Origin of the sequence: Shewanella hafniensis (assembly GCF_019655335.1) — a bacterium.
GTDB lineage: Bacteria > Pseudomonadota > Gammaproteobacteria > Enterobacterales > Shewanellaceae > Shewanella > Shewanella hafniensis.
In genome coordinates, this window is the sequence record NZ_BPFD01000106.1 from 1 (window position 1) to 12,575 (window position 12,575).

Below are 12,575 nucleotides of genomic sequence, written 5' to 3' on the forward strand. Positions count from 1 at the left end.
CGCCATAATTAATCGTTCTTTAAAGTATTTGCTCGATAAAAGGGATATAAAAAATGCACATTAGTAACATGGATGGCCTGGATATTCTGAGTTTGAAAATACTCGTTTCATTATATGAGAACAAGTCTGCAACTTATGTCTCTAAGGCTCTTGATATTCCGGCTCCTAAAATAAGTCGTAGCCTTAAAAATCTACGGGAAATTTTTGGTGATGAACTTTTTATTCGTCGTAAATACGGACTATTCCCCAATGAGTTTGCGACCCATTTATATCCAATCGCGAAAGAAGCCATTGAATGTACCGATAAGTTTTATAAGGCAAGAGCCGCAAATGCTAACTTAGTGAAAACGCATATCGAGATTGCGGCTCCCGGCTTGATTGCTTACGCTTTTCCGAAAGCGTTAATGCAGGCCATTAAAGATGAGCAGAAGCTGATGCACATTAATATCACCCCTTGGTCTATACATACTACCCAAGACATTATTAACGGTGATACTACGCTGAGCATTTGCTGCAATAAAAGCACGGCTGATGTGGCCGCCTTTGGCGATAAACTCCTGACGACCACTCTGCAACGCATGGATAAGGTTTACCTTATTGCGAGCCGTAATCATCCGATTTTCAAACGGGAAATCACTTTAGAGACGATTGCAGAATATCCCTATGTGAATACCGACCTCGGTAATCCCAGTTCTAAGCTCAGTCCTTACCAAGAGTTTTGTCTGAAGAGCAACATTAAACTCAATACTGAAATTACCATTACCAGTATTTCAAGTTTGTTTGAATACTTAGGAGAGAGTCAGGCACTGTCGTTATTGCCCTATCGCGTGGTTTACGAGATGGTGAGTGATGTGGCTGAGCTGCACACATGCCAACTGTCACAACACGAAGCCGAACGTTTATATGCTCATACTGAAGCGCCAACCATTTTCTTAGTGCAAAAAAATCAGCCAAACAAAGTGAATGATGATTTAGTGTGGCTAAGTGGGCAAATTAAAAAGATTGTTGACCATATTATTTAGCCCAAAGCCGCTTACGCAACGCTTAGATTAGATTAGCCACTGTACAGAGGTGATAGGCATCCCCTGCCTTAGCTTATGCTCCACCTCAGCTCCCACACAAACCCGCCGAGAATTGTTAAGCCAAGCATACATCTTGGGGCATAAACACGTTACACTAAGCCCATCTTTATCCTAATAGATTCAGCTATGCGGACCGAAAATACAGCCACTCTTAATCTTATTTGGGGCGCCCTTATTCTTGAGGAGTTAGCACGTCTTGGTGTACAACATGTGTGTATGGCGCCGGGCTCGCGCTCGACGCCGTTAACCCTCGCCGCCGCCCAGCAAACTAAACTCCAGCGTCACCTGCATTTTGACGAACGTGGACTCGGCTTTATGGCCTTAGGTCTGGCAAAAGCCAGCCGCGCACCGGTCGCTATCATCACCACCTCGGGCACCGCCGTCGCTAACTTGTATCCTGCGATTGTTGAAGCTTGGCTAACCCATGTGCCTTTGATCGTCTTAAGTGGCGATCGTCCGCCCGAATTACTCGGCTGCGGTGCCAATCAAGCCATAGTCCAACCGGGGATTTTTGCGAATTACGCCACCCAAGTTAATTTGCCAACGCCGGACATGCATATCGCACCGCAGGCATTGCTCACCACAGTGGATGAAGCAGTGGCGAATCAAACTCGTCCGGTGCACATCAACTGCATGTACCGTGAACCCTTGTATCCGAGTGAACTCGGTGGCGCGATTCTCGATGCCGAATCACCCTACCTCAAACCATTGCAAACTTGGCTGCAGCTCGCCCGCCCATATACCCAATATGGCAAGAGCAAGCAACTGAGCAGCCCCAGTGACGATGCCATTATGCGGTTCGTCCACGGTAAAGGCGTGATCGTTGTCGGTACTCTCACGCCCGAGCAAGATCCACAGCAGCTTATCGCCCTGTCGCAAAAAATTGGCTGGCCTTTGCTTACCGATGCCCAGTCGCAACTGCGCCAACATCCCGCAGCAATAGGCAATATCGACCAACTGCTGCAACATCCAAGGGCACGCAATCTATTACAGGAAGCGGATCGTGTACTCGTATTCGGCGGGCGTTTATTATCAAAACGATTGATAGGCTATCTCGCCGAGCAAAATTGGCATAGCTATTGGCAGGTGTTACCAGAACAAGACAGGCTAGATCCGAGCCACAATGCTAAACACATTTGGCACGCGAATGCACAGCAGTTTACGGCCTTGAATTGGTATCGCTCATCCTCGGCAAACTGGGCGAATACCTTAATCACCTATAACGATGAATTGCATAACTTATTTGTGCGCAATATCGACCAAGGGGAATTTGGTGAAGCACAAGTGATTCGCGCTATCGCCAACACTCGTCCCTTAGAACAGCAGCTTTTTATCGGTAACAGCCTGCCTGTACGCTTGTACGACATGTATGCTCCAGTCAGTTGCTGCACAGCGACGACTTATACCAACCGTGGCGCCTCGGGTATTGACGGCTTGCTCGCCACCGCCTGCGGCATTGCAGCCCACGAAGGCAAACCCACCAGTTTGATCATCGGTGATTTATCACAACTGCACGATCTTAACTCGCTGGCCATCGCTAAAGGCTTAACCAGCCCGCTGGTGATCGTGATCCTCAATAATGATGGCGGTAATATCTTTAATTTATTACCAGTTCCTAATGAACAAGTCCGCAGTGATTATTATCGACTCAGCCACGGCTTAGAATTTGGCTACGCCGCAGCCATGTTTAACTTGCCTTATAATCAAGTAGATAATTTAGCCGATTTTCAAGATAGCTATAATGAGGCGCTGGATTTTCAAGGGGCTTCGATCATTGAAGTCAATGTGAGCCAAAACCAAGCCAGCGACCAAATCGCCGCGCTCAACCTTTGGGTGAAACAAAGCTAATGCCAACCATGGCCCGTTACGGCGATCCTTCACTACCGAGCTTAGTGCTACTGCATGGCTTTTTGGGTACAAAGGCCGACTGGTTGCCGTTAATGCCTGCGCTAAGCCAGCACTTCCATTGTATTTGCTTAGATCTGCCGGGCCATGGGGATAATCAAGCTGAAGAGTCGAATGAGGCTAAACTCGATTTTGACTTCTGCGTCGAAAACATAAGAGCGCGGCTCGATAGCCTTAATCCAAGTCCCGACCAATTTCATCTCTACGGTTATTCCTTAGGTGGGCGTATCGCCTTACACCTTGCAAAAGCTTATCCGCAGCGCTTGCTAAGTTTGAACCTCGAATCCTGCCACCCAGGGCTCGCAGACCCGCAAGAAAAAACGGCCAGAACCAAGAATGATGCCCAATGGGCCGAGCGTTTATTGCATCTGACCAGCAAAGATTTTTTAAGCCTGTGGTATCAGCAGCCCGTGTTTGCTGACATGACTGTGGCCAAACGTAAAGCCTTAATCGAGCATCGTTCTGCAGCATTAGATCTGCATCCTAAACAGCTGCTTAAAGAAGTATTCTTAGCCACTTCACTTGCGCGCCAAGCATCGATGTGGGATGTGCCTTCGCAACTTGCCTGTGAGTGCCATTTCTTTGTGGGCAGCCAAGATACCAAGTTCCACGCCCTCGCCCAAGAATGGCAATTACACGCGCCCATCCTCGTCCATAGTATTCACGGCGCCGGCCACAACATACACCAAGCAGCTCCCGAGGCATTAATCGCAACAATAGTTAAGCTGCTAGGGTAAATAACAGCATTTAAATGTAGGAAATATATGATCTTAACTTCGCTTAACCTGTATCAATATCGACTACCGCTCGACGTATTATTGCCCGTCGGCAAGCAACGCATCGATCACAGGACTGGATTAGTATTGCAAGCCTGCGCCAGAGCCGAGGGCGAGCACAGACAAGTCGAAGTTGAAATTGCCCCACTTTCAGGCATAGATATCGATGAACAAGTCTTAGTGGGATTTAGCCGCGAAACACTGGTTCAAGTGCAAACGGCGTTAACCGAGTTATTACCCCTACTCGGCGGTCAGCATATCGATACCCTGCTGGATTACGCCGAGCAAAGCCCTTACCCTTCCTTGGCCTTTGGTTTAAGTCTGTTGCATGCCAAGTTAATGGGTAAGCTCGATGCTATCCGCCCACAAACTGCCACAGTCCCTTTGATTTATCATCCAACAGATGCGGGCAAAGACTTGCTCGATAACAAGATTGCGGCGCTCGGCAAGCATGTTCACTCGGTGAAAGTTAAAGTCGCGCAGACCTCAATCGAAGACGAACTGAACCTGATTTATGGCATTTTACGCACCCGCCCCGATCTCAAATTGCGTTTAGACGCCAACCGTGGTTTTACACTTGAGCAAGCCATCGAATTTGCCGCTTGCTTGCCCCTAGATACCATCGAATACATAGAAGAGCCTTGTCAAAATCCACAGGATAATCTGGATTTTTATCAAGCGATTGGCATGCCCTACGCCCTCGATGAATCGCTTAACGATCCCGATTATCAGTTTGCGATGCACAATGGCCTAACAGCGCTCGTCATCAAACCTATGCTGCTCGGCAGTATTGAAAAGCTAGCTAATTTAATCGAGACGGCGCAAAGCTATGGCGTGCGTTGCATTATCAGTTCGAGTCTTGAAAGCAGTTTAGGCATTAGCGATCTGGCCCATTTAGCCGCGATTCTCACACCCGATGAAATCCCAGGGCTCGATACCCTCAGCGCCTTTAGCCAAGATTTAATCGTGTCATCGGGTAAAAAACACTGCCTTACTCTGGCGCAACTTGAGCCTATTGCACAACACGTCATTGATTCAACGCCGCAAAGTGATGTGGGCGTAGCCAAGCGTGAGGAAAACTAGTTTGTCTGACACCCGCCTATCAAAGTCGCTAGCATTGTCACCCCTGCACCAAGGCGCACTGGCGTTTCCACAACAGGCGGCCATCAAGTTGGCGGGGCAAGACATTTGTTACTCTGAGCTTAGCCAGCGCGTTATCGCTCTAGGTCAGCAGCTAAGAGCAGCAGGTCTTACAGAGGGTGAGCCACTCGCCTGTATTGCAGTGAATAATCTCCAGATGATTTGCCTCTATTGGGCCTGCATTGATATCGGAGCGATTTTTTTCCCAATATCACCTCGTTTTCCTCTCGCACAGATCCAAGGTTTAATCGATGAACATCAGATCCGCTATGTGTGGCGGGCTGAGATTTCTGATCTGCAGAATTGCAGCCAACTAGCCTTAGATTTTAATCGCCTCAGCAAAGAGTCAGCCCAGTCTATCGATATTACCCGACCCGCCAATGTGATTTTAACGTCGGGGTCTAGCGGCTTTCCCAAAGCGGCGGTCCATTGCTTAGCCAATCATATTGCCAATGCCGAAGGTGCCCGCAGCTTAATCCCGCTCGAGCAAGGTGATGCTTGGCTGCTCTCATTGCCCTTATTTCATATCGGCGGCCTAGCGATATTAAACCGCTGCGCCTTAGCCGGTGCCAGTGTTGTCATGCCAGACCAAGCGCTGAATCTTAGTCAGCAAATTGACCAAGATAAGCTGACCCACCTCTCTCTGGTGCCTGCACAACTGAGAAAATTATTAGCCGATACAAGTAGTAAGCTTAAAAGTATCAAAGCCTTACTACTTGGCGGCGGCGCAGTCTCACTAGACTTACTCGTCGAGCTTAAGCAACGCAATATCGCCAGCTATACGAGTTACGGCATGACAGAAATGGGCTCGCAGATCACCACAGGCCCCGCGTTAAGCGATGGTAGCAGTGGCAAATTACTGCCCAAGCGTGAGCTTAAAATCGAAGACGGTGTGATTTGGGTGCGCGGCGAATGCCTGTTTATGGGTTATCTCACGGATAAGGGAATCGAAAAACCACTCGATACCGAGGGTTGGTTTTACACCAAAGACAGGGGCGAATGGGACGAAAATGGTAATCTGCGCATCCTTGGCCGCGTCGATAACATGTTCATCTGCGGCGGTGAAAATATCCAACCAGAAGAAATCGAAGCCGCGCTTAAACTGCACTCACAAATAGACGATGCTATCGTTTTCGCTATCCCCGATGCCCAATTTGGCAATCTCCCCGCCGCTATCCTTCGCGGCAGTTTAACTCATCACACTGAGTCGATTGCCAATGAACTCGAATTGTTTCTCGCCGACAAAATCGCCCGCTTCAAACGCCCAAGACAATATTATGTATGGCCAGAAAATCATGAGCAGACAGGGCTGAAAGTCAACAGAAAAGCCTTGATAGCTAATCTTGTTAAACACTGATTTATCACCAACGTCATCAAGCCAAATTGCAGCCATAAAAAAACCTGCCGTAGCAGGTTTTTTTATGGCTAAATCACAGTCGCCTTACAGGTGATGCGACTTAGGCTTCCATGCAAGCTTTCAGCTTGTTCATGGCATTTTTCTCAAGTTGGCGGATACGTTCTGCCGACACTTGATAGGTTTCTGCCAATTCCTGCAGGGTAGTTTTGTCGTCGTCTAACCAACGGGCACGCAGAATATGCTGGCTGCGTTCGTCTAAGGTCTTGATGGCAGACAATAAACGACCTTGGGCATTCGATTCCCAGTTATCGTTTTCGATATTTTCCGCTAAATCCGATGAATGATCTTCCAAGTAATGGACTGGGGCAAAATCATGCTCCTCATCTTGATCATTGGTTAAATCAAATGCCGGATCTTGCGCTGCCATACGTGATTCCATTTCGGTCACATCGGCCTTAGATACACCTAAATTTTCAGCCACCATAGTGACTTCTGCATCGCTGAACCAACCTAAGCGTTTTTTCGCTTTACGGATGTTAAAGAACAACTTACGTTGCGCTTTAGTGGTCGCGACTTTAACTATGCGCCAGTTTTTCAGCACATATTCATGAATTTCAGCTTTAATCCAGTGCACAGCAAAAGACACGAGACGCACGCCAACATCCGGATCGAAGCGTTTAACCGCTTTCATCAAGCCTATGTTGCCTTCTTGGATCAGATCTGCCTGTGGCAAACCATAGCCTGAATAGCCTTTAGCAACGTGCACTACAAAACGTAAGTGCGACATAATCAGTTGCTTCGCAGCTTGTAGATCACCAGTTTCCTGTAAACGCTTGGCTAACTCATACTCAGCCTCAGCGTCCAGCATACTGATGCTAGTCACTGAATGGATATAAGCTTCTAGACTACTGGCGCCCTGTGGGACTGTCAGTGCCATTGATTGCGTTTGAAAGGTCATTCGCTCTCCTACATTTATCAGACTACTTACGAGTGCATTCTTAGGTTCAACAAAAACACCATAAGAATAAGCTCACGAACTATCGGCTAATTGACAGAGTATGTCAACCTCAGCCCGTTTACGGATAGCCTTTTTACCTCGCTGAAGTAGACATTGCAAGTGAACAAAAGTTCATTCCTCAGCATTTTTTTCATCACTTTTTTTAATTTAATCGACTGATTATTATGAAGGTTCAATCGAGCGTAAATGCTGGCGTACAGACAAATACGAACCTAACCAACCTAAAAATGATGCCAGTCCAACCAATTGCAGCAGTTCAGTAAAAGTGAGTGATTTCATCTCTAGCTGACTGCCATACAAGCCCAGTAGCTCGGCAAGGGCCGAATCAAGATACCAGACTAATAAGTTAATGATAAGCCAGGCCAATATGCCTCCAATCACTCCATACCAAATCCCAGTGTAGAGGAATGGACGTTGGATAAAGGCTTCAGTTGCCCCGACGAGCTTCATCACTTCAATTTCGCTGCGTCTATTCATAATTGCTAAGCGAATGGTATTACCTATGACTAGCACGACAGCCAGCACGAGTAATGCGGCAATCGCCATCACAGTACGTTCGAGTAGGCGCACTACTGCCTGTAACCGCTCTAGCCATTCGATGTCTAAGCGGCCAAAGCTAATCTCAGGCTCGCGTTCTAGCTTAGTTAAGAGTTCACGGGCTCCCACTGGCGTTGAATAACGTGGCGTAGGCGTGACAGTAATAACCGAAGGTAACGGGTTTTTATCTAAATAGGCCAAAGCTTCACCAAAACCAGATAAGCGTTGAAACTCTTCTAGGGCTTGGTTTTTATCAATATATTGCACTTTATCCACTTCGGAATAAGTGCGAATCCGCGTCAGCAGGCTCTGAATCGTTTGCTCGCTGCGATTGTCTTCGATAAACAAAGAGATCTCCGCAGCACTGCTCCAAGAGCTGGTAATGGTTTCAGCGTTTTTCACTAACACTTGCAAAGCCGCAGGCAAGCTCAGGCTCACCCCCAATACCGCCATCGTCATTACGGAAGACACTGGGTTGCGCCAGAGTTCTCCCATACTCGCCATCGCTTGCTGTGCGTGACGAATAAAGAACATCACAATCCGCCCAGACAGAGGTAACTTACTGCGGGTTAATTTAGCGCTGTCGCTCATTGCCCTTCACCTCTATTGGTCGGTACGCGCGTATGCACACTAGGATGCAGCTCCTGTGCGCCCAACATACGACCCTGTTTGAGGGTGAAAGTGCGATATTTCATCCGCGCGATTAAGCCTAAATCATGGGTCGCGATTAACACGCTGGTTCCTGCATCGTTGAAGGTTTCAAACAGACGCAAAATATCCATCGATAATTTAGGATCTAAGTTACCCGTTGGTTCATCGGCGAGCAGTAAGGGCGGCTTGTTCACAATCGCACGGGCAATGCCGACGCGTTGCTGTTCACCGCCGGACAACATAATCGGGTTATGACGTTCTTTGCCATATAAACCCACCATGTCGAGGGCGCCGGCCACTCGCTTACGGATTTCACCGTGGGAGAAACCTTCAATCACCAAAGGCAAGGCCACATTGTCGAACACGCTTCGGTCCATCAATAGATGATGGTTTTGGAAAATCATCCCAATATTGCGACGCAAATAAGGCACATGTTTAGGGCTGACTTTAGCGATATCGTGGCCATTGATGGCGACACGACCCGTGGTCGCCCGCTCGATAACCGTGATTAATTTCAACAGCGTACTTTTACCCGCACCTGAGTGGCCGGTTAAAAATGCCATTTCACCTTGTTGTAGATGAAAATTCACATCTTCCAGCGCCATTTGGCCGCCAGGATAAATCTTACTGACCTGCTGAAAATCAATCATAAATTAGCTATCCGCTTTTTCTTGAGTGAACAAGGCATCGATAAATTCTTTCGAATTAAAGGTACGCAAATCATCAATTTGCTCACCCACGCCTATGTAACGGATCGGAATATTAAACTTGTCGGCAATCGCAAACACCACACCGCCCTTAGCCGTTCCGTCTAACTTACTGATAGTTATACCCGTTACACCTACGGCTTCTTGGAATAATTGCGCTTGGCTAATCGCATTTTGTCCCGTGCTCGCATCGAGTGTCAGCATGACCTCATGCGGCGTATCTGGGTCGAGTTTTTTCATCACTCGCACCACTTTCTTCAATTCTTCCATCAAGTGCGCTTTGTTCTGCAAACGACCCGCAGTGTCAGCGATCAACACGTCCACTTTACGTGCCTTGGCGGCTTGTAAAGCGTCAAACAGCACTGATGCACTGTCGGCACCCGTATGTTGGGCAATCACAGTAATATCATTACGTTGACCCCAAACCTGTAACTGCTCAACCGCGGCTGCGCGGAAGGTATCGCCCGCGGCTAACATCACCGACTTACCTTGGCTCTGATATTGTTTAGCTAGTTTGCCAATAGTGGTGGTTTTACCCACGCCATTAACGCCGACCATTAAAATCACAAATGGACCATTCGTATTATCTGGTACTAACGGAATAGCGACAGGATCGAGCGTCTTCTGCATTTCCTCCCGCAGCAAGTCATATAAAGCTTCGGCATCTTTAAGCTGCTTACGTGAGGCATGCTCAGTCAAATTCTTGATCAAACGCGTGGTTGTTTCGACGCCAACATCAGCGATTAATAACTGTTCTTCGAGTTCTTCAAACAGATCGTCATCAATTTTCTTGCCGCGGAATAGGCCGATAAAACCACTACCAATATTCTCGCTGGTACGCATCAAACCGCGTTTCAAGCGAGTAAATAGCCCTTCCTTAACGGGTCTCGCCTGCGGCTCAGGCTGCAATTCAACAACAGGCTCAGCGGGTTGCAGATCTTCGGCTTGTTGTTGCACTAACGCCTCTGCTTGCTCACGTGCTAATTGCTCTGCAGCCAGTTGCTCCGCAGCTAACGCTTCAGCGGCAGCTTGTTCGGCGGCAACACGAGCACGTTCAGCTTCCTCGGCTGCAGCTTGCTCAGCAGCGAGTCGTTCAGCGGCCAACTGATCTGCAGCAAGCTGTTCGGCCTCTAACTGAGCAGCCACTAGACGAGCTGCTTCGGCCTGTTGTTCGGCTAAAAGTTGGGCTTCGACTTGTGCTTGCTCTTGAGCAACGCGCTCGGCTTCAGCCATAGCTTGTGCTTGAGCTAATTGCTCTGCGGCTGCTTGTTCAGCGGCTAACTTATTTGCTGCAAGCTGTTCGGCCTCTAACTGAGCGGCAGCCAGACGCGCTGCTTCGGCTTGTTGCTCGGCTAAACACTGAGCTTCGATTGCAGCTTGTTCTTGGACAATACGCTCGGCAGCTAACTGTTCTGCTGCCAGCTTTTCTGCGGCCGCTTGAGCCTCTGCCTCAGCAGCTAAACGTTGCGCCTCTGCGCGCTCCTGTTCTAAACGCTCTGCTGCTTCAGTGTCTGGTGTTGGAGTAACAACTGGAGTTTCAGCGACGACCTCATCTTGGGACTTATCTTTACGAAACCAGGAGAAAAAACCTTTCTTTGCCATGTGTGATTCCAGCGCTCTACTTCAGTGTTGAATTTTGAATAAGACCCTGATGTTATACCAGATTGCCTCGGCAATTACGCCCAAAAAGTCGGCAATTAGCTAAGCTCACTCAGCCTTCTCACCTTTTAGTGAGACTTTGATATAAAATAGTGGCCTTTATTAAGGTGGCATAGTCTACCACTTTCTTTCTTCAGGCAAAATCACGGGGGCACTTTGGTTAAGAATCGAACGGTCAACAATAATGTGACCAAAAGTCAAACCGCCAAAAATAAACCCGGTAGCGGCCAAGTGCGGATTATCGCGGGACAATGGCGCTCGCGTCGTTTACCTATTCAAGATCTCGAAGGTTTACGCCCGACAACAGACAGAGTGCGCGAAACCCTGTTTAACTGGCTTGCCAATGACTTAGTTAATGCGCGAGTGCTCGACTGTTTCGGCGGCAGCGGCGCTTTAGCCCTCGAAGCCCTATCTCGCTATGCCAGTTTCGCCAAGATTATCGAGTTGCAACGCAGCGCAGCCATGCAATTAAAAGAGAATCTGCAAACCCTTAAATGCGACAAGGCCGAAGTGCTCAACGCCGATACCTTAGTGGTGTTGCAAAGGGGCTGCGAGCAAGGTTTCGATGTGGTGTTTATCGATCCACCCTTTCGCAAGGGATTGGCAGAAAAGACCATTCAACTGCTCGATACTCAAGCTTGGCTCAATGATGGCGCGCTGATTTATGTCGAGATCGAAGCGGAATTAACCCAACTGGCCATTCCACCTTGCTGGCACGCCTTGAAAGAAAAGAATGCGGGGCAAGTGAGCTACCGCTTATATCAATATCAAGCCGAAAACACTGCCGAGCCTATAGAAGATGAAAGCCATGCCCTTGCTGATTAACCTAGGTAAAGCCATTACCCTCATCGCTTGGTTGATGATGACCTACAACTTGGTTATGCCATTTGAAGGTAATGTGGCGATTATTTTGAATATCCTGTTTGGCATAACCTGCATGATGCACTGCTTCCAAGTGGCCATTTTCCACATGCTATTTAAGACCTTACTGCCATTAACAAAGCTTGATTATCTGCAAGTGTTTATCTTCGGTATTTTTAGCCTGCTAGCTTATCGGCAAAAAGTGATGACTCCAGCGAATTAACCTAACATTTAGACACCGTCAGGCACTCAGACAGCAAAAAGCCCTCAACAGAGGGCTTTTTAATGACTCATGATAACGCAAGTTAACCGTTAAACCTTATCCTTTAGGGTAAGGATGAGCGACGCCTTTGTGACAATCGATACAGGTTTTTCTGTCTTCAGGGGCTTTCTTGAAGTTATTGCTGTGCATTCTCACTGCCATTTTGCTCATATTTTCTGATTGGTTTTCATAAATACGGTTGTGACAGTTTTGACAGGTTGAAGAATCGATTGCACGTAGGTAATCACGCGCTAATTCAGCTTGTTCTTTACGGTTTTCATCTAACCATGCTTGCGTGTTAAAGCCATCGATAGTTAAGAAACCAATAACGTCCTTAGAAACGATGATCTTTTTCTTCAGGTATTGGAATGGTTCCTGTGCGATGTGACATTGCTGACACTGAACCACGATACCCACACGGTTATTGCCGTGGGCAGACGCCATCACTTCATCTTTCAATGAATGCTGGCTGTGGCAGCTCATACAGAATGCGTCTTGGCTGGTTGCATGTAAGGTTGTTTGGGTTGCGAAGTAGCCCACAACACCGATAACAATACCGACGACCAGTAGCGCCAGGATTGAATATTTTGCGCTAGGTTTAAATAGTGCACGCCAGTTCA

At 47.8% G+C, this 12,575-nt stretch carries 12 protein-coding genes; 7 read left to right on the forward strand and 5 right to left on the reverse strand.

Translation table 11 applies throughout. The features are described from left to right. Positions 1 to 53 precede the first annotated feature (53 nt). From K5Q99_RS20020 to menE, 5 genes are all read left to right on the forward strand, one after another. Complete coding sequence (locus K5Q99_RS20020; protein WP_220777913.1) at positions 54 to 1,022, forward strand: LysR family transcriptional regulator; 969 nt, start codon at positions 54 to 56, stop codon at positions 1,020 to 1,022. A 186-nt stretch (positions 1,023 to 1,208) separates the two neighbouring features. Beyond that, entirely contained in the window at positions 1,209 to 2,930 is a 1,722-nt protein-coding gene (gene menD, locus K5Q99_RS20025; RefSeq protein ID WP_220777914.1) for a 2-succinyl-5-enolpyruvyl-6-hydroxy-3-cyclohexene-1-carboxylic-acid synthase, read from the forward strand. After that, positions 2,930 to 3,724: a 2-succinyl-6-hydroxy-2,4-cyclohexadiene-1-carboxylate synthase gene (menH, locus tag K5Q99_RS20030; RefSeq protein ID WP_220777915.1), complete on the forward strand. Its 795-nt coding sequence runs from the start codon at positions 2,930 to 2,932 to the stop codon at positions 3,722 to 3,724. Before menD ends, menH begins: the two co-directional genes overlap by 1 nt. Positions 3,725 to 3,751: 27 nt before the next feature. Next, a complete protein-coding gene (gene menC, locus K5Q99_RS20035; protein ID WP_220777916.1) occupies positions 3,752 to 4,846 on the forward strand; it encodes an o-succinylbenzoate synthase in 1,095 nt (364 codons plus the stop codon). 1 nt (position 4,847) lies between these two features. Continuing rightward, positions 4,848 to 6,260, forward strand: a complete 1,413-nt coding sequence (menE, locus tag K5Q99_RS20040; RefSeq protein ID WP_220777917.1) for an o-succinylbenzoate--CoA ligase — start codon at positions 4,848 to 4,850, stop codon at positions 6,258 to 6,260. Between the two features lie 100 nt (positions 6,261 to 6,360). Here the strand turns inward: menE and rpoH are convergent, their stop codons facing one another. The 4 genes from rpoH to ftsY form a co-directional block, all read right to left on the reverse strand. Beyond that, the gene (rpoH, locus tag K5Q99_RS20045; protein WP_006079635.1) at positions 6,361 to 7,218 is read right to left on the reverse strand and encodes an RNA polymerase sigma factor RpoH; all 858 of its coding nucleotides are present in this window, start codon (positions 7,216 to 7,218) and stop codon (positions 6,361 to 6,363) included. A 222-nt stretch (positions 7,219 to 7,440) separates the two neighbouring features. Beyond that, entirely contained in the window at positions 7,441 to 8,406 is a 966-nt protein-coding gene (ftsX, locus tag K5Q99_RS20050; protein ID WP_220777918.1) for a permease-like cell division protein FtsX, read from the reverse strand. Next, entirely contained in the window at positions 8,403 to 9,116 is a 714-nt protein-coding gene (ftsE, locus tag K5Q99_RS20055; protein WP_106649042.1) for a cell division ATP-binding protein FtsE, read from the reverse strand. Before ftsE ends, ftsX begins: the two co-directional genes overlap by 4 nt. 3 nt (positions 9,117 to 9,119) lie before the next feature. Then, complete coding sequence (gene ftsY, locus K5Q99_RS20060; RefSeq protein ID WP_220777919.1) at positions 9,120 to 10,775, reverse strand: signal recognition particle-docking protein FtsY; 1,656 nt, start codon at positions 10,773 to 10,775, stop codon at positions 9,120 to 9,122. Positions 10,776 to 10,988: 213 nt separating this feature from the next. Between ftsY and rsmD the strand changes: the two genes are divergently transcribed. Both rsmD and K5Q99_RS20070 read left to right on the forward strand, forming a co-directional pair. Then, entirely contained in the window at positions 10,989 to 11,657 is a 669-nt protein-coding gene (gene rsmD, locus K5Q99_RS20065; RefSeq protein ID WP_220777920.1) for a 16S rRNA (guanine(966)-N(2))-methyltransferase RsmD, read from the forward strand. Further along, entirely contained in the window at positions 11,632 to 11,916 is a 285-nt protein-coding gene (locus tag K5Q99_RS20070; protein WP_220777921.1) for a DUF1145 domain-containing protein, read from the forward strand. Before rsmD ends, K5Q99_RS20070 begins: the two co-directional genes overlap by 26 nt. A gap of 96 nt (positions 11,917 to 12,012) precedes the next feature. Here the strand turns inward: K5Q99_RS20070 and K5Q99_RS20075 are convergent. Next, the coding region (locus tag K5Q99_RS20075) for a NapC/NirT family cytochrome c (protein ID WP_220777922.1) at positions 12,013 to 12,575 on the reverse strand (563 nt) is incomplete at its 5' end.

Coding starts and splice junctions, on each gene's coding strand:
- K5Q99_RS20020 (WP_220777913.1), top strand. CDS start 54: ATGCACATTAGTAACATGGATGGCCTGGATATTCTGAGTTTGAAAATA.
- menD (WP_220777914.1), top strand. CDS start 1,209: ATGCGGACCGAAAATACAGCCACTCTTAATCTTATTTGGGGCGCCCTT.
- menH (WP_220777915.1), top strand. CDS start 2,930: ATGCCAACCATGGCCCGTTACGGCGATCCTTCACTACCGAGCTTAGTG.
- menC (WP_220777916.1), top strand. CDS start 3,752: ATGATCTTAACTTCGCTTAACCTGTATCAATATCGACTACCGCTCGAC.
- rpoH (WP_006079635.1), bottom strand. CDS start 7,218: ATGACCTTTCAAACGCAATCAATGGCACTGACAGTCCCACAGGGCGCC.
- ftsX (WP_220777918.1), bottom strand. CDS start 8,406: ATGAGCGACAGCGCTAAATTAACCCGCAGTAAGTTACCTCTGTCTGGG.
- ftsE (WP_106649042.1), bottom strand. CDS start 9,116: ATGATTGATTTTCAGCAGGTCAGTAAGATTTATCCTGGCGGCCAAATG.
- ftsY (WP_220777919.1), bottom strand. CDS start 10,775: ATGGCAAAGAAAGGTTTTTTCTCCTGGTTTCGTAAAGATAAGTCCCAA.
- K5Q99_RS20070 (WP_220777921.1), top strand. CDS start 11,632: ATGAAAGCCATGCCCTTGCTGATTAACCTAGGTAAAGCCATTACCCTC.